The organism is Pleurocapsa sp. PCC 7319, from assembly GCF_000332195.1.
GTDB lineage: Bacteria > Cyanobacteriota > Cyanobacteriia > Cyanobacteriales > Xenococcaceae > Waterburya.
In genome coordinates this window covers 11,909-37,212 of the sequence record NZ_KB235919.1, presented here as the reverse complement: position 1 = coordinate 37,212, position 25,304 = coordinate 11,909, and the positions used below count along the sequence as shown (strand labels likewise).

At 40.3% G+C, this 25,304-nt stretch carries 22 protein-coding genes and 1 pseudogene; 15 read left to right on the top strand and 8 right to left on the bottom strand.

What is annotated here, in order from left to right; all coding sequences use genetic code 11:
- A partial coding sequence (locus PLEUR7319_RS33805; protein ID WP_144054235.1) for a methyl-accepting chemotaxis protein occupies nt 1-2,002 on the top strand: 2,002 nt, incomplete at its 5' end.
- Nucleotides 2,003-2,337: 335 nt separating this feature from the next.
- On the opposite strand, the gene PLEUR7319_RS33800 is transcribed toward PLEUR7319_RS33805, so the two are convergent.
- The 3 genes from PLEUR7319_RS33800 to PLEUR7319_RS0101585 are packed head-to-tail and all read right to left on the bottom strand — an operon-like array spanning nt 2,338 to nt 5,879.
- Entirely contained in the window at nt 2,338-2,850 is a 513-nt protein-coding gene (locus PLEUR7319_RS33800) for a hypothetical protein (protein ID WP_019503456.1), read from the bottom strand.
- Nucleotides 2,851-2,907: 57 nt separating this feature from the next.
- Nucleotides 2,908-4,125 carry a PstS family phosphate ABC transporter substrate-binding protein gene (locus tag PLEUR7319_RS0101590; protein ID WP_019503455.1) on the bottom strand — a complete coding sequence of 406 codons (1,218 nt, stop codon included), beginning with the start codon at nt 4,123-4,125 and terminating at the stop codon, nt 2,908-2,910.
- A 29-nt stretch (nt 4,126-4,154) separates the two neighbouring features.
- Nucleotides 4,155-5,879 (bottom strand): Nramp family divalent metal transporter, encoded by a 1,725-nt coding sequence (locus PLEUR7319_RS0101585; protein ID WP_019503454.1) that lies wholly within the window; start codon nt 5,877-5,879, stop codon nt 4,155-4,157.
- 147 nt (nt 5,880-6,026) lie between these two features.
- On the opposite strand from PLEUR7319_RS0101585, the gene PLEUR7319_RS41165 reads away from it, so the two are divergent.
- A complete protein-coding gene (locus tag PLEUR7319_RS41165; protein WP_158441805.1) occupies nt 6,027-6,164 on the top strand; it encodes a hypothetical protein in 138 nt (45 codons plus the stop codon).
- Nucleotide 6,165: 1 nt separating this feature from the next.
- Here PLEUR7319_RS41165 and PLEUR7319_RS0101580 read toward each other — a convergent pair whose 3' ends face one another.
- The 3 genes from PLEUR7319_RS0101580 to PLEUR7319_RS0101570 all read right to left on the bottom strand — a co-directional run bounded on the left by PLEUR7319_RS0101580 (nt 6,166) and on the right by PLEUR7319_RS0101570 (nt 10,907).
- A complete protein-coding gene (locus PLEUR7319_RS0101580; RefSeq protein WP_019503453.1) occupies nt 6,166-7,467 on the bottom strand; it encodes a CO2 hydration protein in 1,302 nt (433 codons plus the stop codon).
- 13 nt (nt 7,468-7,480) lie between these two features.
- Entirely contained in the window at nt 7,481-8,992 is a 1,512-nt protein-coding gene (locus tag PLEUR7319_RS0101575) for an NADH-quinone oxidoreductase subunit M (protein WP_019503452.1), read from the bottom strand.
- 64 nt (nt 8,993-9,056) lie between these two features.
- Nucleotides 9,057-10,907 carry an NAD(P)H-quinone oxidoreductase subunit F gene (locus PLEUR7319_RS0101570; protein WP_019503451.1) on the bottom strand — a complete coding sequence of 617 codons (1,851 nt, stop codon included), beginning with the start codon at nt 10,905-10,907 and terminating at the stop codon, nt 9,057-9,059.
- Nucleotides 10,908-11,406: 499 nt separating this feature from the next.
- On the opposite strand from PLEUR7319_RS0101570, the gene PLEUR7319_RS0101565 reads away from it, so the two are divergent.
- The 3 genes from PLEUR7319_RS0101565 to PLEUR7319_RS0101555 all read left to right on the top strand — a co-directional run bounded on the left by PLEUR7319_RS0101565 (nt 11,407) and on the right by PLEUR7319_RS0101555 (nt 14,925).
- Entirely contained in the window at nt 11,407-12,681 is a 1,275-nt protein-coding gene (locus tag PLEUR7319_RS0101565; protein ID WP_019503450.1) for a cyclic nucleotide-binding domain-containing protein, read from the top strand.
- Between the two features lie 279 nt (nt 12,682-12,960).
- Nucleotides 12,961-13,887, top strand: a complete 927-nt coding sequence (locus PLEUR7319_RS0101560) for a fatty acid desaturase family protein (protein ID WP_019503449.1) — start codon at nt 12,961-12,963, stop codon at nt 13,885-13,887.
- Nucleotides 13,888-13,914: 27 nt separating this feature from the next.
- Nucleotides 13,915-14,925, top strand: coding sequence for an alpha/beta fold hydrolase (locus PLEUR7319_RS0101555; protein WP_019503448.1), 1,011 nt, complete (start codon nt 13,915-13,917; stop codon nt 14,923-14,925).
- Between the two features lie 280 nt (nt 14,926-15,205).
- Here PLEUR7319_RS0101555 and PLEUR7319_RS0101550 read toward each other — a convergent pair whose 3' ends face one another.
- Nucleotides 15,206-15,946, bottom strand: coding sequence for a transposase (locus tag PLEUR7319_RS0101550; protein ID WP_371265363.1), 741 nt, complete (start codon nt 15,944-15,946; stop codon nt 15,206-15,208).
- A gap of 169 nt (nt 15,947-16,115) precedes the next feature.
- Entirely contained in the window at nt 16,116-16,679 is a 564-nt protein-coding gene (locus PLEUR7319_RS0101545; protein ID WP_019503446.1) for a phycobiliprotein lyase, read from the bottom strand.
- A gap of 293 nt (nt 16,680-16,972) precedes the next feature.
- Between PLEUR7319_RS0101545 and PLEUR7319_RS42420 the strand changes: the two genes are divergently transcribed.
- The 10 genes and pseudogenes from PLEUR7319_RS42420 to PLEUR7319_RS0101500 all read left to right on the top strand — a co-directional run bounded on the left by PLEUR7319_RS42420 (nt 16,973) and on the right by PLEUR7319_RS0101500 (nt 25,273).
- On the top strand, nt 16,973-17,146 hold the full coding sequence (locus PLEUR7319_RS42420) for a transposase (protein ID WP_144054219.1): 174 nt from the start codon (nt 16,973-16,975) through the stop codon (nt 17,144-17,146).
- Between the two features lie 65 nt (nt 17,147-17,211).
- The gene (locus PLEUR7319_RS33790; protein WP_019503444.1) at nt 17,212-18,390 is read left to right on the top strand and encodes a hypothetical protein; all 1,179 of its coding nucleotides are present in this window, start codon (nt 17,212-17,214) and stop codon (nt 18,388-18,390) included.
- 174 nt (nt 18,391-18,564) lie between these two features.
- On the top strand, nt 18,565-18,723 hold the full coding sequence (locus tag PLEUR7319_RS41830; protein ID WP_019503443.1) for a hypothetical protein: 159 nt from the start codon (nt 18,565-18,567) through the stop codon (nt 18,721-18,723).
- A gap of 104 nt (nt 18,724-18,827) precedes the next feature.
- Nucleotides 18,828-18,989: pseudogene (locus PLEUR7319_RS33785) on the top strand (P-II family nitrogen regulator); the annotation flags it as partial.
- A gap of 85 nt (nt 18,990-19,074) precedes the next feature.
- Nucleotides 19,075-20,379, top strand: a complete 1,305-nt coding sequence (gene glnT, locus PLEUR7319_RS0101525) for a type III glutamate--ammonia ligase (RefSeq protein WP_019503441.1) — start codon at nt 19,075-19,077, stop codon at nt 20,377-20,379.
- Nucleotides 20,380-20,636: 257 nt separating this feature from the next.
- On the top strand, nt 20,637-21,920 hold the full coding sequence (locus PLEUR7319_RS0101520; RefSeq protein WP_019503440.1) for an MSMEG_0569 family flavin-dependent oxidoreductase: 1,284 nt from the start codon (nt 20,637-20,639) through the stop codon (nt 21,918-21,920).
- A 54-nt stretch (nt 21,921-21,974) separates the two neighbouring features.
- The gene (locus tag PLEUR7319_RS0101515) at nt 21,975-22,457 is read left to right on the top strand and encodes an MSMEG_0572/Sll0783 family nitrogen starvation response protein (RefSeq protein WP_019503439.1); all 483 of its coding nucleotides are present in this window, start codon (nt 21,975-21,977) and stop codon (nt 22,455-22,457) included.
- Between the two features lie 98 nt (nt 22,458-22,555).
- Complete coding sequence (locus PLEUR7319_RS0101510) at nt 22,556-23,623, top strand: Nit6803 family nitrilase (RefSeq protein WP_019503438.1); 1,068 nt, start codon at nt 22,556-22,558, stop codon at nt 23,621-23,623.
- Nucleotides 23,605-24,723 carry an MSMEG_0568 family radical SAM protein gene (locus tag PLEUR7319_RS0101505; protein ID WP_019503437.1) on the top strand — a complete coding sequence of 373 codons (1,119 nt, stop codon included), beginning with the start codon at nt 23,605-23,607 and terminating at the stop codon, nt 24,721-24,723. The genes PLEUR7319_RS0101510 and PLEUR7319_RS0101505 overlap by 19 nt, the downstream gene beginning before the upstream one ends.
- A gap of 40 nt (nt 24,724-24,763) precedes the next feature.
- Nucleotides 24,764-25,273 (top strand): MSMEG_0567/Sll0786 family nitrogen starvation N-acetyltransferase, encoded by a 510-nt coding sequence (locus PLEUR7319_RS0101500; RefSeq protein ID WP_019503436.1) that lies wholly within the window; start codon nt 24,764-24,766, stop codon nt 25,271-25,273.
- Nucleotides 25,274-25,304 lie beyond the last annotated feature (31 nt).

Genomic DNA, 25,304 nt, shown 5'->3' with positions numbered 1-25,304 from the left:
ACTCGGTCGAGATGCGGGGATGGATTTTAAAGACCTACCGGAGCTGATGGCGCAGGTACAAGAGAAACTGAGCAATGGAGGCAAAGCAACAAGTATCATCGGTACCCGGGTGATGTTTGATAATAATGACCGAGACGATTCGATCGTCAGTGTGGCCTCGATCCCGCAAATAGAGGGAGTGATGGGTTCAGGTTGGCAGCTGGCGGTATCCACGCCAGTAGATGAAGCCTTTGCGCCGCTGAATCAATTGCGTTTAACCTTACTGCTGGGGACGGCGGGGGCAGCCTTGTTGATTGGGGGTCTGGCAGCCCTGTTGGCTCATCAAGCCACCTTACCGATTGTGGCCGCAGCCGGAGCAGTCAAGAAGATTGGACGGGGTGATTGGGATACCCAGCTGGAAGTGACCGGTTCTGATGAGTTAGCGACCCTGGGCAGTAACATCAATAAGATGGCAGTACAGCTCAAATCACTGATTGTACAGAAGGACAAAGCAGCCAGACGCTCCCAACTACTGAAAGATTTGACCCTGAAACTAGCAGGAGCAGTCGATTCACGAGCGGTGTTTCAGTTAGCAGTCGAAGAAATCATCCCGATCCTCAAGGTAGACCGGGCGATCATCTATCGTCATCAACGGGATGAGCAAGGAGAGATTGTCGCCGAAGCAGTCAAATCAGACCGGGTGGCGAGATTACAGACCAAGGTAGCCCAACTCAACTATCTGCATCAATATCTGATGGAGGATGACTCCGAACAGGTAAGAGTGGTCAATAATATTTACCAAGCCAAATTCAAGCTGCCTCATTTAAGAGAACTCGAAGCATTTGAAGTCAAATCAGAGTTATCAGCACCGCTATTTGTGGGACAACAGTTTCAAGGATTTTTGGTGATCCAGCAATGTGACCGTTCACGAACCTGGAGACAGGGAGAGATTGACTTTTTTGCCCAACTAGCATCTCAAGTGATGTTAGCCAAAGAGAGAACGGACTTGTTACTGGAGCAAAAAAGCCTCAAGGAACAACTGCAACAACAGGCGATGGAGTTATTGATGGAGGTCGACCCGATTAGCAAAGGAGATTTAACCATCAGAGCGACTATTAGAGAGGGAGAGATTGGCACGATAGCTGACTCCTACAATGCAACGGTCGAAAACCTAAGGCAAATAGTGACCCAGGTGCAACAATCGGTGACCCAAATAGCGAGCACCACGTCGAACAATGGGGAGATCGCCCAATCCCTATCTTCCAGTGCGACAGAACAATCAGAAGCGATCGCCTCAGCACTGAAACAAATCAAGACGATGACCGAATCGATTCAAAATGTGGCAGCCCATGCCGAGTTAGTGGAAAAATCGTTCCAAGAAGTAACCAATACAGTAACGGTGGGCAATTTAGGCATGGAGCGGACGGTAGAAGGAATCTTTGCCATCCGAGAAACCGTAGCTGATACCGCCAAAAAAGTGAAACGGTTGGGAGAATCATCCCTGAAGATTTCTAAGGTAGTTAACCTGATTAATAGTTTTGCCGACCGGACTAATCTGTTAGCGTTAAATGCATCCTTGGAGGCCAATCGCGCCGGTCAAGATGGACAGAACTTTGCCATCGTAGCTGAGGAGGTACAAACCTTAGCCAAACAGTCCGCCGAAGCGACCACAGAGATTGAAAAACTAGTAGCCAGTATCCAGCTAGATACCAAAGAAGTATCGACAGCGATGGAACAGGGCACAGAGCAAGTGGTAGCGGGGACCAAGTTGGTCAATGAAACCCGTCAAAAGTTAAATCAGATTGCCTCATCGAGTACGGTAGTGGGAGATCGGCTCAAGCAAATCGCCCAAGAAACAGTTCAGCAGTCACGAGCCAGTCAGCAAATCAATAATACTATTGCTGAAGTAGCTCAAATCGCCAGCCAAACTTCAAGTGATGCGATCGCCGTTTCTGACTCGACCAAACAGCTGTTGAAGATCACCGATCAACTTCAGACCAGCGCTCAAAAGTTCAAAGTTTAACTTCGTGAGCGAGAAAGCCCCACGCTAAAGTCCCAAGGATGTAAGACTTAGCGATGGGGTGTAGTCAAACCTATATTTCGCACGTTACTAATGAAGTATGATAGATTATCGAAAAAATTGCTAATTTTGTCAGATTTTGATTGTCACATCTTGAAATATTTTTGATTTCTCGCGATGACATGATTGGGACTTAGATCGTCAAAACCATCTCTTGGCAATGGATTTGAATGAAATTTATTAGAAGTATAATGCAACTCGCGAAATGAAATGTGGGATAATCTTCCTCCTTCAATCTTAAAAAATAAAGAATCCAACGTATAAATGACGTTGGATTGTCAATGTCGATTAATCTCTTCACTCCGTTCTTGTTTTGCTCTAGCAGTTGAATTTTTTTGGCTACTTCCCAGTAAATTTCTACCCAAGAGACGACATAAAAAAACAGTTCCCAATCCCCAAGCACCATTAATAATTAAAGCTGTTGCCACCCCTGGAGGAGTCCAGCCTCCTCCAATAGGTTCACCTTTAAGAGGTAGTACAACAAACCAGTTAACTAAACTAGGACCTAATGAACCGATAATTAATCCTGATAACCAATATCCCAAATCTCTAATCCAGGCAACGGATAGTGCTAAAACTAAGCCCCATATACCGCCCCAAAACGCCAAAGAAAATACACGAGGTATACCGAGAGGACTAGTCGAACCCATAGCATAAGGAGTTAATTTATCTGGAGCTAGACCGATCGCCTTTAAGATCATCAGCATCGGTTGATGAAAAATTAGAACTGATAAAAAACCGGCAGCAAAAGCAATCAGCATTAATAATACTGAACTATTTATTTTATTCATATAATTAAAACTGTTTTAGCAAAAAAGTTGCTCTAAGTTTATGGCGTTAATTTCAGATTATTCAGTTTGATAGCGTATAGGTAAATATCCTGCCTGATCGATTAAGGTTTGACCTTCTTTGGATAAGAGCAAATTAATATAAGCCCTGCCTGCTAATTCATCTATTTCTCCATCTTCTCGTAAGATAACAAAGATGCGTCGAATGATAGGATAACTACCATCTAGAATTGCTTGTTTATTTATTTCTTGAGAGGAGTTTACTGGTTGGATATAATTGCGTGAGCCTCTTCTAGCCAGACCAATAGGACGAATTGTACTTTGATTCACAACTAATGGTTGAGCACCATAACCGATCGCCCCTGGAGTTTGAGCTACTTTACGAACAGCACTCGTAGTATCTCTAACAGCTTGGACATTGTCACCAAAGTTTTTCATCGAATCAGGCATCCCCTGTAACAGAAAACTCGTAGTAGCTTGAGCATCAGGGTCTTGACTAACGGGAACAATGGGTAAATCTGGTCCACCAAGCTGTTTCCAATTAGTTATTTGACCGCTGTAAATTTGTTCAACTTGTCCCAGGGATAATCCTGGAATGTTGAGATCGGGGTTAACATAAAAGGCGATCGCGGTTGTAGCTACGGGAACTTGCTTCAATTTAAAACCTCGAGAACTAGCTAAATCATATTCAGCTTGTTTGAGAGGACGAAAAGATTCCGCAAAACTGATCGTGCCATCGATTACCATTTGAATTCCCACACCAGAATTCGGGGGAACAACGAGAGGATCTTCATAGGTTAGTTGAAATTGGGGCTGTGCTTCGGCTATCTTCGCCATAGTATTTTGAGAACGAATTCCTGCTGATGCCATAGCGCCACCATAGAAAAATACTCCTTGAGGAACATTAGTTACCTTCGTAAAAGATTCCTTAAGTTGTAGTCCACTTTCATAAGCTTCGATTCCTTGAACCCCTTCAGTTGCTTCAGTTGACTTTACCATCTCTTCAGTTGATTGCTGCAGAGAGACGGAATTTTTGCGCCAAAAAAGACCCAATCCTCCAGTGACTATTATCAGTAATAGCAAAGGTAAATTCGACCAAGTTACTAAAGGTTTGTTATTTTTATTGTTATCAAAACTTAGAGTACGACCGCATTGTAAACAATTGTCTGCATCAAAAGGATTCTCATCAAAACCACAGTGAGAACAGACTTTAGTTATATTATTGTTAGCCTGTTCTCTATTTCGAGAATTAATTATTTGGTCATTTGATAAAAACATAACTTATACCACAGTTTCTACGAAGTAAATTAAACAAAAGAAAATAATTGAGCAAATAATTCTGGTGCGGCTTTGATAAATAAAAATCCATAAAAAATTGCTCCCAAAGCAACAACTATTTCCCGCCATAGTGGAGGTCGCAATTCTATTGGTAAAAATTTACGATTAACAAATAAAGTGTGTATGCTAACGATGGTCATATTTAATCCCGCCATACTTGCACCAATGAGAATTAGTAGTAAAGGCTTAACATCCAAGAATAGAATCAAAGTCCCTGACAAAGAGAAAACACAGAAAATACCATAGTAAATAAAGCGAACGTCTTCTTCTTGCCAATTTTCATTATCGTTACTTGTCCAAATGATGTCTGTTACCATCCGAACAAAAGCATCAGTAACTCCAATTTGAGTACTAAATAAAATCCAAAAACCAATCAGTAAAGTAGTACTCCACAAAAATTGATTACCCGTTGCTAAAACAATGTATTGAGCTTGATATACAGCGATGCCAAACTGATTGACAAATTCAGTTCCAAAGGGAATAAACTGCAAAGTTAGGAGGGCAGGTAACATTAACCCTAAAAAACAACCGATCGCCCAGACAAAGTATTGGTCGATATCTACAAACTTCCACCAATCCCGCCAACGTTGTAGGTTTTCAGTTGTCGGCAGAAAAACTTTTCCGGTCTTCATTAAAGATAATTTACGTCCACCCACGAGTGCAGGGATGTAACCGACGGTTTTTCCCATTCCCATTCCTTTATCCCGATACCAGTTGGTAATCACACCGTTAATTACGCCGCCAGCACCGGCATCGGACACAAAAGTACAGATGAGCAACCAGTCCAAACCAGAGGTGATTACTCCAAAATTTGTCAGTCCAGTTGCTGCTTTAGTGTATGTCTCCGCGGATGTATAAAACGAGACAAGGAAGACTAAAAATAACAAAATTACTATGATTAGAAACCACTGAATTTTTTCTAAAGTCCGCTCAATTTTATCGCCAAAGATAATAACTAAGGCGATCGAAAAAAACCAAAGTAGACCAAAAATTTTTATTAAGTAAGCGTGTTCAGGTCCTGGTACGGCACCAATATATAGTGCGGTAAGCGCTGTAGCTGCGGCAGATACCCAACCAGGCCAACTTAGTTGTAAAAAGGCGAGGGTAATGTAGAAAAAAGACCAAAATTGATGCCCGGGAGCGGTACGCATAAAACCTGTGTAAATAGGCTCCCCTGTATACAGGGTATAACGTATTGATTCTGTATTGATAATAGCTTGTAGTACGATTGACACAGGAACGAGCCACAGAAGAAAGCCTCCATAACGAGCTGTAACCGCAGGACCTAAAAGCCATTCACTACTACCAATGGATGTGCCTAGTAAAATTGCACCAGGCCCAATTGTCTTGAAAATGTTACGCCAAGTAAACTTTGGAGGTGCTGGTAGCTCCGCAACCTGCCAAGGAGCAAGATTTCCAGCCTCTATTGTTGTTGTCGAAACATACTCTGTTGGCTCTTTATTAATAGTTTTCACTGGACTAGGCTTAGATAGACCAGTAAAATTTAGACCTAAATAGACTAGATAACCTACAAAAATCGCTACTGACAGCCAGCCATAAAGACCATACCAAAAGGTCGATTGCTGTAAAATGCGGATGCCTTCCGTAAACACCTGAGCAATTGAACCGACTAATAAAACTGTTATAGCTGCTAGGATTCCATATTTTTGAGATGATGCTTGAAAGCTTCGCATTGTATTTTTGTTGACAACTTTTCTGATTATCCTTATATCCAGGAGTTTCAAATTGTTATTCAGAATACAAAAATGCTAAAAATAAAGATTATATTAAACAGTCTATATATTTTCTGAAATTATAAATGTAAGCAAAAAAAACCGTAGTTGTTAGACAACGAAGGATTTATCTTTTTAGAACTACCCATATCTTTACTAAAAATTGGCTATGAAATCGATGGCGATCGCTCATTATCATTTGAGTTGTCGCCATCGCCAGATATTATCAAAAATCATAGTTGCTAATTTAGCGATATGATTGAGATTGAATATCTCTTAAACGCGCTTCAGGACGGATGAAACGATCTAGTTGAGTTTCAAAAAACTGACGATTTTTCAATAGGTGCTGCTGATTTTGGTCATCTAAGGGATACAAAAGAGCTTGGCGTAACGCCTGGATTACTGCTGAAGTAACATTGTACATTGAGCGTTGGAAAGTAATTCCCAGTTGAATTAACATATCGTCTTCACCCCGACAGTATTGTTGATAATAATCCTGAAGATATTGGGGAAGAAAATGAGACATATCATCCATTAATAGTGTCGGGGGAATACCCGCAGTACCCACAGGAAACACATCAGCATATAAAATACCGTAGTGAAAATCTTTCTGCTCATCAGGAACTTGTTTGGCTTGAGCATTATAAGATTTAGTTCCCCGAAAAGGAGAAGTACGATAAAAAATTGCCTCGACGTAGGGTAAAGCAGCCTCATACAGCCAAGTAAAACCTTTGGATTTGGGAATAATTTCGTAGCATTCTTCCCCAATATAAACATGATGATAAATTGGTCTACCTGCCACAGCAAAAATACCATTAACTAGGAAATCCATGGCATCAGGTACACTTTTAAATCCACCTTCATCATAGATATCGGACATTTCCAAGAACACAGGTGCCATTACTTCCCAAAATAAACCTAGATTGGCATAGTAGGATAACTGTTTAACCTGTTCGAGTAGCATATCGGGGAAGAGTTTGTATAGCCCCAACATCACAGGGTTAGTTTTGAAGTAGGCTTTTATTGCCTTGTCAGCATTAGCTTTATACTCTTCAGAATCGAGGTAAGCATCAAATTTGCCTAAGCCCATATCTCTACCATGCCAGAACATTGACTGCATACAAGATTCGGCAAACTCCATATTAATGCGATCGTGCCATAAGTGATGGAGAAGTTTGGGCATTTTGCGAGTTTTACCATTTTCGATAAATTCCAGTAATTCTGGATGCGCCTTGGCATTTCCACGCCACACTTTGAGATCGGCATCATCCCCCGCATAATGATTGGGCAAATCCAAGTATTCTGGCGGCAGAAAATATTTAAAGAAAGGCAAGGGATTTAAAAATACTCGTTCTGCGATATAAAGTAAATTACGCCAGTAGAAATCCATTGGTATCGCATAAGCCTTGTAAATACCTATAATCTGCATTAAGTTCTCTGGCGTATCGGGTAACATTGAGCCACCAGCCTCTAACCGATGAACTACTTCAGCAAAAGGATGGGTGGAAGGAGGAAGTTTTGCTGTAGGTTGAATAGGGGTTTGTACCATGTTTGATTACTGATTACTGATTACTGGTTACTGAATTACTTAGCGCTGCTATTTGTTCAGTTTGATGAATATTTACTGCTAATAAGTTGGTCGTGGGTTCACTCCAGCGTAGTAGCCAATTGGGTTGAATACCAAGTATCAAAATAATTCCAGTTAAGACAAAAGCAGGAATACTTTCTGAAGGCAACACTGAAGGGTAATATGAAAGCTTATTATCTAATTTACCAAAACAGGTACGATTAAGCAGGATTACGAAGTAAACTGCGGTCAAACCAGAAGCAATGATACAAAGTAAGGTTGGAACAGGAAAAATTTCAAAACTACCCTGGAAAATGATAAATTCTGCCACAAATCCAACTAATCCGGGAATACCAGCACTGGCCATACCTGCCATAATTAGGAGACCACTGGTAAGGGGCAAACCACGCACAGGATTCATTAATCCATTGAGAACATCTAAATCGCGAGTTCCCACTTTGCGTTCCACAATTCCCACTAAGTGAAATAGTAAAGCCAAAATTAAGCCATGACCAATCATTTGGGCTACCGCACCCAAAATACTTAACTGGGTACCGGCAGCGACAGCAACTAAGATATAGCCCATGTGACCAATGGAACTATAGGCTACCATACGCTTGATATCTTTTTGCGCGATCGCACTTAACGCTCCATACAGTACGCTGACTGTACCGATAATTGCTAGTCCTGGTGCTACTATCGACCAGGTATCAGGGAAAAGCTGTAAACCAAAGCGAATTAAGCCATAAGTTCCTAGTTTAGCTAGAATTCCCCCCAACAGTATAGTTACCGCGGGGGAGGCTTCTGTATAGGCATCAGGTAACCAAGTATGTAAAGGTACCAAGGGAATTTTAATGCCAAAGCCAACCAGTAATACAGTTAGTAAAATAAGTTGAGTGGTTAAGGATAATCCCTGGGTCGTGATGGAATTGTAGTCAAAGCTGGTAGCACCATTGAGAAAGCCAATACCTAGAAAGGACGCTAAAACTAACAATCCTGATACGGCCGTGTAGAGCAAAAATTTAGTTGCTGCATACCCTCTTTTTTCTCCACCCCAAATCGCAATCATTAAATAGAAGGGAATCAGTTCCAGTTCGTAAAAAATTACGAACAATAACAAATTTTGAGCAGCTAAGGCTCCTGTTATTCCGGCATTAATTAAAAGAATGAGGGCGTAGTAGAGACGAGGGCGTTCGACCCTTTCACCAATACTATATATAGCAATAATGGTAAGTAAAGCATTTAATATCACAAGAGGTAAAGATAAGCCATCAACTGCTAAGCTATAGCTTAATCCCAGAGGTTCAATCCAAGAATAGTATTCAGTGAATTGCCATCCTGCGTTATTAATATCAAACTGAGATAATAACCAGATTGTCCAAGCGAAAATTACCACAGCAAAGATAGTTGTCAGTTTGCGCGAACGCAATGATTGAACACCTTTATCTGGTAAAAAACCAATAATACAAGCCCCGATTACCGGAAACCAAAGTAAAAAACTAAGCATTTTTTGTATTAATTATTAATTATTGATTACAAAAAATCGGACTTTTAAGCTCCAAAGTCCAATTCTAAAAAGTAAGTTGAGGAATCAACGGTAAACAAATTACGCCAATAAACAAAGCCATTCCAAGTAAAATTGACACCACGTAAAATTGAGTTTGACCCGATACGTTATACTTCAAACTTTCACCACCCAAGATAGTCGCTAAACCAAACAAATTGACTACTCCATCAATTAGATAGCGGTCAAACCAATAGACAACTTTTGAAATAAAACCAACTGCAAAAATAATAGTTACACGGTAAATCTGTGGCGTATAAAGGTCATAAGCAAAAAGATCTTGAATTGCTTTCGGTTTTAAGACAATTGGTTTGGCAATTTTGTTATTCAAATAAATAATAGCTGCGGAACTTGCACCAATAAAAGTCGAAGTAATTAAGGCAATAACAACGGTTGAATCCAAATTTTTCCACTCAGGCAGTAAGCCCCATTGGTGTAGCAAAATGGGCACGTGCAAAGCTAATCCCATACCAATAGTCATCGGCAAGACTAAACTCCATAAGCTTTCAGCAGATCGCACTGTCATTTGTTTGACTTGACCGCTAAAAACTAAGCAAAATTCCCGAGTCAAACTAAAAGCAGTTAAAGCATTGACGACAACTAATACCCCTACTAGCCAAGGACGAATCATCAGAAGGTTATTTGCCATTTCAGCTAGCGTCCAAAAACAGCCCAAAGGAGGAAAAGCTACCATAGAAGCTGCACCAACTAAATAACAAATACCAGAAATAGGTCGACGCGACCATAAACCTCCATATTGAGTTAAATCTTGGGTAATAGTGTTTAAAACTACACCGCCGATACTCATAACTAATAATGACATGGCGATCGCATAGGTGAGTAACAGTTTTAAAGCAGTAATATCCTGCTGTGTTGCCACCGCAATAAACACTAAGCCCATGTAAGCACTTACAGAATAAGAAAGAGAACGCTTAATATCAATCTGGGCGATCGCAATCAAACTAGCACCAATGGCAGTTGACGCACCAATAGCAATCATAAAGTTAGCCGCAACAGGTGATAAGGCCAATACAGGCTGTAACTTAATCAATACCCAAGCACCAGTTGATACCACTATTGTATTACGCAAGATTGTACCTGGCATAGGACCTTCCATCGCCTCGTCTAACCAGAGGTGTAAGGGGAACTGAGCACATTTTCCCAAAGGTCCGGCAATTAAAGCTAAGCAAAGTAATGTAGCGACATTAGGATTAATCGTGGCAGTCGCAGCCCACTCGCCTAACTCTGTATAATTCCAAGTTCCTGCCAGAGGTAACAAAGCTACTACTCCCATTAGCAGAAATAAATCTCCTACCCGTTTGGTCAAAAAAGCATCTCTGGCACCTGTGATTACTAAGGATTGATTAAACCATAACCCAATTAACAAATAGGTTCCTAGGGTTAGAATTTCTAACACCACGTAGCTAAAGAAAAGAGAATTACACAAAACTAGGGTAGACATCCCCGCTTCAAACAAAGCCAGTAGAGAATAAAAACGTGCCCAACCCCAGTCCATTTCCATGTAACCTATGGCATAAACCTGAGCCAGTAGATTTAATACGGCAATTAGAACCAAAGCTCCAAGGTTAATTGAAGATATTTCAATATCAAATGAAATATCTAAATTCGCAGCGTGAAGCCATTGAAATGATAAGTACTGAGCAGGTTGCTTCCATGTTGCTGAAAGTGCTAACAGGCTATGAATCAATGCTATTAAAGTCATAAGGATATTAATATAGCCAGCTGGTCTTGGTCCAGTCTGACGAATAATTCCTGGAGACCAAGAAATCGATAATATAACACCAACTAAAGCGTATATGGGAACTAACCAGATACTCTGAATAAGAATCTCATTCATAGACATTTAACTATTCTGTAATTTATATGCATTGATTTTTATCTATCTACATTAAGATTATAGTACTATGCTTTTGGAAAACAAAATATGGTTGTTTTATTTCATTGATAAGCATAGGTTGTGATTTAGTTCAGTCAGAGATTACTCCGCCGTACAACGACGGACGCATGCGGTGAGGCACTTGCGTTGGACTGGTTCCCAGGCTTGAGCAAAGCGCGAAAGTGCGGTCTTGCGAGACAGTTGCGGTGGACGGGTTCCCCGGCATAAGCAAACTTTCGAGGGCGGGGGTTTCCCCCATGAGCAACTTTCGTAAGAAGTGCTGAACCCGAAGGGCAAACCGAATCGCCTTTGCGCTCTGACCGTTGGTCAATGTTGACATGGTTAACAAAATCTGAATTGAGATAGCTTTACAACTAAAAATTGTGAGCTAAAAAGTACCTACTTAAGTTAAGCTTATGGGAATTTTGACAAAATTTAATCCAAAAGTTATTAGCTGTTTATGGAAATCGCCGCATTTTTTCAAGGTATATTAGGAGCTTCAAGTTTGATTCTGGGGGCATCTGTAGGTGTTTTTTGGCAACCAAATAAAGCTTTTTCTGCGGCAATAATGGCTTTCGGCAGTGGTATTTTACTGGCAGTACTTGCCTTTGAAATAACTGCTAGAGTTTATCAAGAAAGTGGTTTTTTTCCTTTACTAAGCGGTTTTTTCTTAGGAGGATTATTGTTCATTGGATTAACCAATTATGTAGATCACCATGGAGGATTTTTGCGTCAACCAGCTCCCAGTCGTCGATATCTTTTAGAGCAGATACAAGAGCAAAGTTCAGACGTGCTACAAAGTATTGCTCATATCGATGTGATTCAAAATTTACCTGATTCAGAGCAAAAAATTCTCGCTTCCTTACTTAAGCCAGTACATATCGCACCCCAGGAAATTATTTGCCAAGAGGGAGAAATAGGAGATTACTTTTATCTAATCGTTAAAGGAGAAGCAGAAGTTCGTAAACGAGAACGGGTTGTTACTATTCTTAGAGCTGGTGAGACTTTTGGTGAAATGTCACTATTAACGGGAGAACCCCGTTCTGCTTCAGTGACGGCAATCTCGCCTATGGATTTATATCAAATTAATCAGGAAGGTTTTGAATGGTTACTCAACCATTCTCCTCATCTGGCTAGGGCAATTAGTCGAACATTAGCCCGTCGACTTCAAGTATCTACTGAATCCCAAGTTGAATCAGAACGGAATTTATCGCTATGGCAACAGCAGCTAATGAATTCGATGCAGTTAGATTTAATGCTCAAACAAGATTCTGAAACTCTCACAGGGCTAGTTAAGCGTTCTGCTCCCAGTGCAATTCTGATTGGGACTTTAATTGATAATATTCCCGAAGCACTTGTGATTGGCATGAATGTGGGCAAAAATTACATCGGTTGGTCATTTTTGTTAGCTGTCTTCATTTCTAATTTTCCTGAAGCATTGTCTAGTGCAGCCGGTATGAAACAGACTGGAACTAAAAATAAGGAGATTTTAAGCTTGTGGAGTGGAGTAGTCTTGCTGAGCGGGGTTTGTGCCTTGGGTGGTTATTCACTACAAGATCAAGTTTCTGGTTTTTTGCTGGTTTTAGTTCATTCTATGGCTGGTGGAGCAATCTTATCGATGTTAGCCAGTACAATGATGCCTGAAGCTTATGAATTAGGGGGGTCTACCGTCGCTTTCTCGACTATATCTGGTTTTCTCAGCGGCTTTTTTATCACCACCGTTCAGATGCATTAATTTTGTTTGTTGATATCTGTGAGGAGGAGTTCAATGGGGAAAACAAAAAATTTTAGAACCCTCTCATATCAAAAGTTTTGAGGATTTACTCTACCGCTCTAAGTTGGCATTTGGGTAAAGTAGGAGCAAGTAACCCTCGTTTGAACAACGCCTAAAAATCAGACTGAAACAGTAGATATAACAACATATCTTTCAGAGGGGAAGAGGTAAAATTTGAAGAATCTATACCAAGCTTAACTGAACACTTTAATTCAACCATCATAAAAATCAATTCAAGTCATGGTCAGTGTTACAACCCAATCTGAATTTGAGCCTAGTAAATCACAAAATATTCTATCAACCATAAAATTACAACATTTAAACGTTCGTTCAAATAGAGAAGGGCTTATTCAGTTATCAGGACATCTTAGCATCATGGGAATTAGTGGTTATCTTTGGATAACTGGAGCCAATTGGATAATTAAACTACCTGCTCTAATCATTTATGGTTTTAGTTTAGCTACCATGTTTGCACCATTACACGAATGTTGTCACCGTACCGCCTTTGCCAATAATGCCTTAAACGACTTTATCGCTTGGTGGGCTGGAGTATTATCTGGTTATAACAGTACCTTTTATCGTCGCTATCATAAATGGCATCATCGCTATACCCAGATCGAGGGAAAAGATCCTGAATTAGAAGATCCTAAGCCCAAAAATCTTCAAGAATATCTCGCTGAAATCAGTAGCTACAACTGGTGGTTAGGTAAATTTAAAACTCATTATCGTGTTGCTACGGGGAAACTGCAAAACTGTCCTTATATTAAGAAAGATGCTCGTGACAGCGTAATTAGATCAACTCGCTTACAATTGGCAGTTTATGGAGTTGCGATCGCAATTTCTTTAAGTTTCCAACAACCCTGGTTTATAACTCTCTGGTTATTACCTCTCGCAGTAGGACAACCAATTCTACGATTCATCTTACTGGCAGAACATACAGGATGCAGCAACGACAATAATCCTTTAACTAATACGCGCACTACTTTAACTTGGTTCCCCGTCAAATTTATGATGTGGAATATGCCATATCACGCAGAACATCATTTATATCCTTCGATTCCTTTTCATGCTCTACTCCAAGCACATCAAGAGTTAAAAGAGCATTTAGCAGTCGTTGATAATAGTTATCTAAATGTTAATCGAAACATCTTTAAAAATCTTCTGTAGAAGTAAGCAGCTATTTGCCAGTCATCAATGAACCATCAATACATAATTAATAATTTTCCCTTGCAATGTGGGGCAATTTTATCCGAAGCAAATATTGTCTATAAAATCTATGGCGAGTTAAATAGCGATCGCTCTAACGTTATTTTGTATCCTACTTCCTATGGAGCGCAACACAGTGATATTGATTGGTTGATTCAACCTGACAGCATTCTCGATCCAAGTCAATATTTTATTATCATTCCCAATATGTTTGGTAATGGTTTATCTAGTTCACCTAGTAATAATCAAGACTGTGGTTTAGCTGAACAAAGATTTTGGTTTACTCATCTAGATAATGTCCGCGCCCAAAAACAATTACTACAAAAAGTATTTGGCATAGAAAAACTAGCTTTAGTCTATGGTTGGTCGATGGGGGCACAACAAGCTTATCATTGGGGTGTATTATATCCAGATAGAGTTGAACGTATAGCTGCTTTATGCGGTACTGCCAAAACAACTGACCATAATAAGATATTTTTACAGAGTTTACGCACTGCCCTAACTGCCGATCCTAACTGGAACGGCACTAAATTTGAAAGTATACCAGATCGTGGCTTTCAAACTTTTGCCCGTATCTATGCTAGTTGGGCGGCATCCCAAGCCTACTATCGAGAAGGAATTTATTATCAGCTTGGTTATGATTCTTTAGATGACTATCTATTAAGAGGGTGGGAAGCTAATTACCGTAAACGCGATCCGCATAACTTATTAGCCATGATTGATACATGGTTGCATTGTGATGTCAGTAATAATCCAACTTATCAGGGAGATTATGAACAAGCATTAAAGTCAATTGAGGCTAAAACTATAGTTATGTCCAGCACAACAGATTTATACTTCACTCCTGAAGATTGCCAAGCCGAAGCCGATTTAATACCTAATGCGGAATACTTACCCATTCCTTCTATTTGGGGACATCGAGCGGGAAATCCCTATCAAAATCCTGAAGACGAATTGTTTATTAAACAAGCTGTAGAAGAATTGCTAACAAAAGAATAATCCAATTTACATCATAAAGACCTATTCAATCGCACGATCTTTACTGTCACTTGAACCACAACCTATCCCAAAAATAAGCTTCAAACACTATAATTTGTTATTTCTGTAACTTTCTCATGTCTCCAATTATCGTAAGCTCTTGTTATCAGGAGAGGAGATTGAGAATTGAAAAGAATTCAAGCTATTATCAGACCCTTTAAATTAGAAGCTATACTTTCGCAGAAATTCACCCAGAAATCGAGGTTCTGAGCTGAGTCATCAAAACTTGAAACTGTTGGGGTTAGGCGGCTAGACGGAGAATTCGGTCTAACTCAGGAGACTGTAGCGGTAAGTCCCCTTCTGAAGCGGACTTAGGAGCAAGCACACGACTAATGGCAAAATGTTGAAGTCCTCGACGGAGACGAGAAAAACTTAACTCCGAATGAAGGGGAGAAACTGTGGGCATCCAGTCGGACTTGAGTTGTTGTCTTTGGAATAAACCAAAGAGACAATAAGCGACGCAAGCTAGATGGACAAAGCGATCAATCGCGATTCCTAAATAGCACTGATAGTGAGCCAGACCAAAATGCTGTTTCAAGTCTCTGATCGCTAATTCAATCGAGAACCGAGCCGCGTAGATTTCAATAATTTGAGCGGCAGTCAAGGTAAGCTCAGTGGAGAGAAAAATAATCGGTTCTTTTTTTCCTTTAGCGACAACGACTTTGACTTGGGGCTGAAATCCGCGAATAAAAACGAATCGTTCGACGGCTTCAACTTGAACCGATTTGCCATAAATCTTGACCGAGAGTTTTTGAGGAGTAAACTCTTGAAGGAGACGAGCAAGTTTCCACTTGCCTTCTAGTTTGACCGACTTTTTCCCTGGATTTTCAATTCGTTCATCCCAAGCTACCCCATCTTTTCGCATGCGAGTAATAACCTGAATTCCTTGGGCTACCAAGGGAGCAAGAAAAGGAACTTTACAAAAATAGGCATCGGCGACAACTCGCAATAAGCTAGAGCCAAGTTGCTGTTTTAAATCCAGGGCTAAGGGAATAACCCAGTCCTTTCAACGTGATCATTTGTACTAATATAATTGGCGATTGCCCGAAGGGCAGTGGCTTTGCCAATCGCCAATGTAAAAATAGGGATTTCAGACATCAGGAAATTACTCCTTATTTAAGCTCAAATAAATTTCTCCTGATTAGTAATGCTCAATCTTCTGGCAATTTCTTTTGTTCTACTCCAAACCCTACTAAAAGAATATTTTCCAAGGGTTGCCCTTCTGGAGGACGTTGATAGTTAAGAATCCTTCTGATACGTAAGTGAGGATTACTCATTGTAATTGAGTCTACAGAAACTACACGAGTGTAATTGGTAGTCATTAGTAACTCTTTGGTTAGAGCATTGAAGCAAAAATGAGCAATAATCGGTCGAGCTTCTTCATAAGCGAAATCCCGCAAATAATCTCCTTCTAAAAGATTGCCTGAATCCGTAGTGGGGATACACATTAAATTCAAATTGTTGATTACTTCTTCTCCTCGATCATTAATAGTATAAAAGCCCAGATTGAAACCACGAAACTCCTCTAAACTACCCCTTAGTTCATAAGCATTTTTAGTTAAAACTTGAGTTTTTTGTGGGCTTGTTAGAGGCTTGACTATAAAATTTGTACGCGATCTCTCTATTTTTTGATAGTCCAAATAGTGATAGGTACGTTCAGACACCCACTCACCTATACAGTCGACCAGAAATTGCTGAAAAACAGAATCATTCATAAATATCAGTATGACATCTTTAACAAAGGCTTTGATCTGGTTCTGGTTCAAACGGATTTTGTGGTCTAGACAAATAGAGGGCACTGGTGTAGTCTGGTTTTAAGCGTCAGAGTCCTGCTGAGAGACGATTAGAAGCGAATGCGGAGTTGAAGAGATCCTTCCAGCTTAGTCCTTTTGGCGTTGTTCAAACGAGGGTTACACTTTTTGGGAAACAACCCAATTTAGTAGAACATATGTTTTAGAGGATGTACGAAAAGTCTAAAATATAACTCCTGAGTACAAATAAACTAGGAGTGATGACAAACAGAAAACCCTATTCCACAGATATTTCTGACCCACAATGGGCTATCCTCAAATCGTTAATTCCAGCCCCTAAAACTGGTGGTCGTCCCAAAACAGTTGATATGAGGGAAATTATGGCCTGGTTCAAATCAAGGTTACAAAATAAAAAAGCATTGATGGCTTGAAAACAGAAAACGTAATACAGCATACTTAAAGAGACATAAGTGTTACTGAAAGTGTGAGGAGGAAGATGGGTCAAAACTCATCAAGAGCAGCTAGTTTAAAGCCAGAACAAAGAAAACAACTATTTATCGAAATGCAATCTTCTGGTCGAACACTAACAGCGATTGCGCTCCGCGCAGTGGCAAAGCCAATCGCCAACCGAGAGGAAGTAAGTCGGAAATTCCTGTACCAGCAACAGCAGAAAGGAAATCAAGCGTTAGAAAAAGAATTTAATCCATCCCCAGAAGAGTCAGAGATTTTATATTGGATACCAGTGACCAAAAAGTGGATATTTCAGGTCATATTGGCATTAATCTTCATCTGTCATAGTTCCTACCGAGGGGTGGTAGAATTTCTCAGAGATCTATTCGACTATCCAGTGAGCGTCGCCACAGTTCATAATCGAGTACAGTCGGTGGTATCCAAAGCCCAAAAAATTAATAAAGACCAGGACCTATCAGGAATTAAGGTGGGCTTGAAAGACGAAATCTTCCAGGCCAAATTCCCAGTACTGGCTGGAATTGATGCCTTCTCAACTTATTGCTATCTCCTGGCAGGGGCCGACCATCGAGATGAAGATACCTGGGGATATCATTTGTTAGAGGCTAGTGAGCAAGGACTAAATCCAGACTACAGTATTGCAGATGCGGGCAAAGGATTAAGAGCGGGACACAAAGCAGCATGGCCAGAGAAACCCTGTCACGGAGATGTCTTTCATATTTTGCACCAAGGGGAAGGATTAGAAAACTATTTACAGCGAAGAGCCCAAGGCGCGACAAAGCGACGAGAAAAACTGGAAGAGAAGATGAATAAGGCCAAAAAGAAGGGACAAGGGCATCGTTGGTCGAAAAAGTTAACTTTAGCCCGTCTCGATGAACAAAAAGCCCAAACACTAGCTATTGAAGTATCCATCCTTTGTGATTGGCTCAGAAATGATATTTTGGCGTTAGCTGGTCCCGATTGGTCTGAGAGAAAAGAATTGTGGGATTTTATCGTCGCTGAACTCAAACAGCGTGAAGCTTTGTGTCTTCATCGTCTTCGTCCCTTCAGAACAGCTTTAGAAAACCAAAAGGAAGATTTACTAGCTTTTGCCGCCGTTCTGGATGACAAATTAACCGATATCTCACAACGTTTTAACGTTCCCTTGTATCTGGTGAGAAAGGTTTGTCTTCTTCAAGAACAACATCTTCAACAGACTTCCTATTAGCCAACTTGGAATCGACTTCATCATCAAATTGGTTATCAATTTTATCTCCTGAACGAAGCTGTCGAACAAGCGAGGAAGGAAACTCCTAGAGCTAGTTCTCTCGTTGAGAATTTCAACTCCCGCCTCCGAAATTACTTTTTCTTACGACGCACATTAGGTAATGATTATCTGGATTTGCTGCGCTTTTTCCTCAATCATCGCACTTTTCTGCGGAGTGAGCACCCTGAACGAGAAGGTCAAAGTCCCACCCAATTATTAACAGGAGAACCTCATCCTCATTGGCTAGAATTATTGGGCTTTGATCTATTTCGACAACCAGCAATTGTCGCTTAGACAATCCTCAATTTCTGCTCATTGTCTTGCGTTTGTAGTCATCAAAAGATGGCTAGATTACTGCTGTTTTGTTACCTAAAATCGGCTGTTTTTAAACCATGCCCAAAATTATAGTTGTAGTCGAAGATGAGCAAGCAGATATAGTAGTTGAACAAATCATGGCTGCTGCTCGTACAGGAGAAATTGGAGACGGTAAAATGTTTATTTCTCCAGTAACGCAGGTGGTTCGTATCCGTACTGGAGAACAAGACTCAGATGCTATTTAAAATAGTAACAGTAGTAAAAGTTACAAATATCTCAAGGCGATCGCTCCATAGTATGACCTAGTTGTATGAAGTCTTGCTTATCAATATGCTCTTGTCTGAACTGGCGCGCGATCGTGGAATTCGTTATTTTCTGATTTCTTTTACCGATTTATTTGGCATCCAAAGAGCTAAACTTGTTCCTGCACAAAGTATTGATGATATGGCAGAAAACGGTGCGGGATTTGCGGGGTTTGCTGCTTGGTTAGATATGACACCTGCCGATCCTGATATTTTAGCCATACCCGATCGCAATAGTTTATTTCAATTACCTTGGAAAAAAGATGTAGCATGGATGCCAGCGGATTTATATGGAGTAGATGGTGAGCCTGTATTACAAACTCCTAGGCTAATTTTAAAACAGATGCTAAAGCAAGCAGAAACAAGAGGATATTTGGTTAAAACTGGGGTGGAATGCGAATATTTTTTGTTATCTGCTGATAATCACGAAATTTCTGACAGTTGCGATCGCGCTGCTAAACCCTGCTACGATCAACAAGCTTTGATGCGTCGTTACGATGTGGTAAGTGAAATCTGCGATGGGATGCTGTCTTTAGGTTGGAAACCCTATCAAAACGATCATGAGGATGCTAATGGACAGTTTGAAATGAATTGGGCCTACAGTGATGCCTTAACTACGGCCGATCGCCATGCTTTTTTCAAATACATGGTGAAAAGTATTGCCGAAACAAATGGATTTCGCGCCACCTTTATGCCCAAACCATTTGGGAATTTAACGGGAAACGGTTGTCATACTCATGTTTCTATTTGGGATAGTTCTAGCAAAACCAACTTATTTAGAGAAACAGATGAAGATTTAGAACTTTCTCCCCTAGCCTATCAATTCATCGGCGGAATTTTGAAATCAGCAACCGCCCTATGTGCCTTTGCCAATCCTACCGTCAACTCCTACAAAAGAATTAATTCTCCCGTTACTCTATCAGGTGCAACTTGGTCGCCTAATACTATCAGCTACAGCGGTAACAATCGTACCCATATGATTCGTATTCCCGATTTTGATCGCTTTGAACTACGACTAGCCGATGGTGCAGCAAATCCTTATTTACTCCCAGCCGCCATAATTGCAACAGGATTGAATGGTATCGAGGAGAAAATTGATCCAGGCGATCGCTGTGACCACAATAGCTATACCGATCCCTTGCCCCCAGATAAGGTTAGACAACTTCCAGCTAATTTATTAGATGCTTTACGTAGCCTGGAAAAAAATCAAGTTTTACAAACCGCTTTTGGAGAATCTTTTATTGCTTCTTATCTAAAATTGAAATATCAGCAGTGGGATGAATACTGCAACTACATTACTAACTGGGAACTTGATAATACTCTCAATTGTTAATTATTTGAATTTGGAATGGGGGAAAAGTAATTTTCTACTAGCTTATTATTGGCAAAATACCTGTCAAAAATGACAGGTAATCATATTATTTTGGTTGGATTTTGTTAGAAAACTGTGACTATTGCTAGAGTTAGTAATTTCGTAGCAAAATACACAGGTTTATTTTGAGCTAAACTTCTAATCTATTAATAACTTAGCCGTGATCAGAACATCAATCATGTTGATGTGATGACGCTGTTGCAATCTTGAAGTTACCCATGAAAAAGCATTACCCCGTAATAGTTGTAGGAGGCGGTCAAGCTGGTCTTTCAATCAGTTATTGTTTGAAGCAGAAGGGCATCGACCACATTGTCTTGGAAAAAAATTATGTAGGTTATGCTTGGCAACAGAAACGCTGGGATACTTTTTGCCTGGTAACACCTAATTGGCAATGTACTCTCCCCGGCTATCACTATTCAGGTAATGATCCTGATGGTTTTATGGCAAAAAATGAAATTGTTGCATATATTCAAGATTATGCCAAATCTTTCAACCCACCAATTAAAGCAGGAGTAGAGGTATTTTCAGTCAAGAAAAATAATTCTCAAGGACTGTTTGAAATAACTAGCTCGATAGGCAATCATACAGCAAATCAGGTTGTAATTGCTACTGGAAGCTATCATCAAGCCAAAATACCCAGAATGGCTGAAAAGTTTGCTTCAGATATAGTTCAACTACATTCTTCTGAATATAAAAATCCTGAGTTATTACCTGAGGGAGAAGTATTAGTAGTCGGTAGTGGACAATCTGGCTGTCAAATTGCTGAAGATCTACATTTAGCTGGCAGGAAAGTGCATCTCTGTGTTGGTAGCGCACCGCGATCGCCTCGCCAATATCGAGGTAAAGATGTAGTAGATTGGCTAGATAGACTAGGATACTACGATCTAACTGTTGATAATCATCCCGATCGGGAGAATGTCAGAAACAAGACTAACCACTATGTTACTGGTCGTGGTGGCGGTCATGAAATTGACTTGAGAACTTTTGCTATAGAAGGAATGCAACTATATGGTTCGTTAAAAGATATTCAAGGAAATAACTTGAAATTCAAGCCTAATCTAAAACAGAACCTCGATCGCGCCGATGAAGTAGCCGAAAGCATCAAAAAAACCATTGATGAATACATTACCAAAAATCAGATATCTGCACCTACCGAATCACTATATCAACCAATATGGGAGCCAGAAACAGAAGTCTTGAAATTTAATTACAAACAAGCAAATATAACATCAATAATTTGGTGTATTGGTTATCAAACTAACTTTAGCTGGGTAGATGTTCCGGTATTTGATGGAAAAGGCTATCCTAGCCATGAACGCGGTGTTACGAGCGTTAACGGGTTGTATTTCTTAGGTCTTCCTTGGCTGTATACCTGGGGTTCGGGAAGATTTTCAGGAATAGCCAGAGATGCCGAATATCTATCTGATTATATCGCCAACAAGATGAAATATGCCTATCCAGGTACGTTGTTGGCTGTTAACGAAGCTGCGATAGGCTCGTAAGGGCAGTTCGCGAACTGCCCCTACAGATAAATAAACATTAGAGGAATATAAATTATGCCTGAAGTTACTACCCCCGCACACAAAGCTGGTGATTATTTTGTAGATTACGAAGAAAAAGTATTTCCCGATGTTAAAGCTGAACCAGGAGAAAAAGCATTGGTTACTTTTCATACCGTAGCTTTTGAGGGTTCAATTGGTTTGGTAAACCTATTACAGGCCACTCGCTTGATTCGTAAAGGCTTTGAGACTTCAGTATTGTTATATGGACCAGGAGTAACATTAGGAATACAACGAGGCTTTCCCAAGATTGGCGATGAATCTTTTCCTGGACATCAGGCGATGAATAACCAGCTAATCAAAATCATGGAAGAGGGGGCAAAAGTTTATGCTTGTCGCTTTGCATTGCAAGCATTATACGGACATGGTGAACCTTCTCTGATTCCTGGTATTACACCCATTAATCCTTTAGATGTTTTGGATATTGTTTTACTTCACCGTAAAGAGGGTGCGTTCATACTTGATACCTGGACAACATAGATAAAGGATGAAGGATGAACGATAAGGAAAAGTTCAGAATATTAATCTAAAAAGTAAGTAATTACTACTCGCTCTTTGTTACTCATCCCTCTAAAATTATGGACTATTCACGTATTGTCAAAGCAGCAGCAGTACAGATATCTCCTGTGTTGTACAGCCGAGAAGGAACTACCGAGAAAGTTTTAAAAGCGATCGCTAGTGCCGCTAAAGAGGGAGTAGAGTTAATTGTTTTTCCTGAAACTTTTATCCCTTACTATCCTTATTTCTCTTTTATTCAGCCACCAGTGTTGATGGGGAAAGAACATATGCGCTTGTACGAAGAAGCGGTATCAGTTCCTAGTCCTGTTACAGAAGCAGTAAGTGAAGCAGCTACAGCTAACAGTATGGTAGTTGTTTTGGGAGTTAATGAACGAGATGGGGGTTCGCTGTATAACACTCAGTTAATCTTTGATGCGGATGGTAGTCTGCTACTTAAACGTCGTAAGATTACCCCTACCTATCACGAACGCATGATTTGGGGACAGGGAGACGGTTCAGGATTGCAAGTATTAGATACGGCTGTTGGTAAATTAGGTGCTTTAGCTTGTTGGGAACACTATAACCCCCTGGCTAGATATAGCCTAATGGCTAAGCAAGAACAAATACACTGCGCCCAGTTTCCCGGTTCGATGGTCGGACAAATTTTTGCAGAACAAACTGAGGTAACTATTAAACATCATGCTTTAGAAGCTGGTTGTTTTGTGGTTAATTCTACTGGTTGGCTAAATCCCGAACAAGTTACTGAAATCTGTCCTGATGAAAACCTACAAAGATTTTTAACTGGTGGTTGCTACACCGCAATCATCTCTCCTGAAGGGGTTCCCCTGTGTGAACCCATAACAGAAGGAGAAGGAATGGCGATCGCCAATCTAGATTTCTCTCTGATAACTAAACGCAAACGCATGATGGATTCTGTAGGACATTATTCTCGTCCCGATCTATTGCAATTAGAAGTAAACCAAGACTCTTATAATGTCTGTCAACAAATTAATTCTCAAAAGGATAATTTTAATCAATCAACTGAAGCTACCGATCAACAATCACTGGCAAGGTTATCTAATGAACCAATCCTAAACGATTCTAGTCCTTCTTTACCCCTGATAAATCAATGGACAAGCGAAAACTAATTACAGATCTACAGTCGCAAGGTATAAAGCTAATTGACTCTAGTCGAGGGGCATCTGGAAGAAAAGGTGGTGCTGGACCATCGGATCACAAAGCAGTAATTATCGATGGAACTACGGTAATGATACCCGTTTACACTAATGTTGCTGCTCAGTCTCACTATAGCTTGGCTGAGTTTCATCAACAGTCTGTTAACTATCAGAAATCTCATGTTTTAGAAAAAGCGGGAAAGGGTATTGCATCTATTCAATTTCCTCACCAGCCTAAATTTTATAGTTTCCAAACTGTTGATGGGATTCCTTATAGTCATATTGCCCTGTTACATAGTCATAACGTTCTGGCAACGACAGTTTTACAGACCTGTATTCGTTACAACAATCAAAGCACATCCTGTCAATTTTGCGCTATCGGACAATCATTATCAGCAGGGAAAACTATCGCTAGAAAAACTCCAGAACAGTTAGCAGAAGTAGCAGCGGCAGCAGTAAAGTTAGACGGTGTGGAACAGTTAGTGATGACTACAGGTACACCCAATACTACAGATAGAGGTGCAGCTTATTTGAGCGAATGCGCCCAAGCTGTAAAGGCTAAGGTTAATATACCTATTCAAGCGCAGTGCGAACCCCCGGATGATTTTAGTTGGTTTGAACGGATGAAAGAGGCAGGTATTGATAGTTTGGGAATGCACCTTGAGGTAATTGAACCAAAAGTGCGCGATCGCATTATGCCAGGAAAAGCCAAAGTCTCTTTAGATTATTACTTCCAAGCATTTACAGAGGCGGTCAAAGTTTTTGGTTGGGGACAAGTAAGCACCTATATTTTGGCGGGTTTAGGAGATAGTTTAGAAACTATTATTATTACTTGCGATCGCCTGATTAAACTAGGGGTCTATCCGTTTGTTGTTCCTTTTGTTCCCATTACAGGTACCCCTCTAGCTAATCACAAACCCCCCAGCAGCGAATTTATGTACGCCATCTACTCTAAGGTAGGTGCAATGTTAAATCATGTAGGTATGTCTTCACAAAATATCAAGGCTGGTTGTGCTAAATGTGGTGCTTGTTCGGCATTATCTACCTTTGAAACTGCATCATCGTCAGGGTAAATAGCTGTTCGCCTGGTTAATCTATATGTTCCTATACTAAATGAAACAAGACTATCAATTTAAACTAGCTTTATCACCTGCTCATATTAAAGCTTACTTTCGACTCAGACAAGAAATTTTCTGCCAAGAACAAGGTATCTTTTCAACAAGCGATCGCGATGAATATGACTCCATTGCTTATCCTATTGTTGCAATTAATCACGATAATAAGGTTGTTGGAGTTGTCAGGATCTATGAAACCCAACCCGGACTTTGGTATGGAGGCAGACTTGGGGTACACCGAGATTATCGAAGAGGGTGGCGAATTGGTAAAGGATTGATTAATAAAGCGGTAACTACGGCTAACGCATGGGGATGCGAGCGCTTTTTAGCTACGGTTCAGTTGCCCAACGTGCGATTTTTTCAAAGGTTGCATTGGAACTCAATTGATGAAATTTCTATTTGCGAGCAAACTCACCATCTAATGGAGGCAGATCTTGATTTTTATCCTCCCACAAATCAAACTCGTCCAAGTTTACTAGTTCAGCTACAAAGATTATTAGTATCTTAAATTAAATCAAAGTAATTAATATTTAATCGAA

Coding starts and splice junctions, on each gene's coding strand:
- PLEUR7319_RS33800 (WP_019503456.1), bottom strand. CDS start 2,850: ATGAATAAAATAAATAGTTCAGTATTATTAATGCTGATTGCTTTTGCT.
- PLEUR7319_RS0101590 (WP_019503455.1), bottom strand. CDS start 4,125: ATGTTTTTATCAAATGACCAAATAATTAATTCTCGAAATAGAGAACAG.
- PLEUR7319_RS0101585 (WP_019503454.1), bottom strand. CDS start 5,879: ATGCGAAGCTTTCAAGCATCATCTCAAAAATATGGAATCCTAGCAGCT.
- PLEUR7319_RS0101580 (WP_019503453.1), bottom strand. CDS start 7,467: ATGGTACAAACCCCTATTCAACCTACAGCAAAACTTCCTCCTTCCACC.
- PLEUR7319_RS0101575 (WP_019503452.1), bottom strand. CDS start 8,992: ATGCTTAGTTTTTTACTTTGGTTTCCGGTAATCGGGGCTTGTATTATT.
- PLEUR7319_RS0101570 (WP_019503451.1), bottom strand. CDS start 10,907: ATGAATGAGATTCTTATTCAGAGTATCTGGTTAGTTCCCATATACGCT.
- PLEUR7319_RS0101565 (WP_019503450.1), top strand. CDS start 11,407: ATGGAAATCGCCGCATTTTTTCAAGGTATATTAGGAGCTTCAAGTTTG.
- PLEUR7319_RS0101560 (WP_019503449.1), top strand. CDS start 12,961: ATGGTCAGTGTTACAACCCAATCTGAATTTGAGCCTAGTAAATCACAA.
- PLEUR7319_RS0101555 (WP_019503448.1), top strand. CDS start 13,915: ATGAACCATCAATACATAATTAATAATTTTCCCTTGCAATGTGGGGCA.
- PLEUR7319_RS0101545 (WP_019503446.1), bottom strand. CDS start 16,679: ATGAATGATTCTGTTTTTCAGCAATTTCTGGTCGACTGTATAGGTGAG.
- PLEUR7319_RS33790 (WP_019503444.1), top strand. CDS start 17,212: ATGGGTCAAAACTCATCAAGAGCAGCTAGTTTAAAGCCAGAACAAAGA.
- glnT (WP_019503441.1), top strand. CDS start 19,075: ATGCTCTTGTCTGAACTGGCGCGCGATCGTGGAATTCGTTATTTTCTG.
- PLEUR7319_RS0101520 (WP_019503440.1), top strand. CDS start 20,637: ATGAAAAAGCATTACCCCGTAATAGTTGTAGGAGGCGGTCAAGCTGGT.
- PLEUR7319_RS0101515 (WP_019503439.1), top strand. CDS start 21,975: ATGCCTGAAGTTACTACCCCCGCACACAAAGCTGGTGATTATTTTGTA.
- PLEUR7319_RS0101510 (WP_019503438.1), top strand. CDS start 22,556: ATGGACTATTCACGTATTGTCAAAGCAGCAGCAGTACAGATATCTCCT.
- PLEUR7319_RS0101505 (WP_019503437.1), top strand. CDS start 23,605: ATGGACAAGCGAAAACTAATTACAGATCTACAGTCGCAAGGTATAAAG.
- PLEUR7319_RS0101500 (WP_019503436.1), top strand. CDS start 24,764: ATGAAACAAGACTATCAATTTAAACTAGCTTTATCACCTGCTCATATT.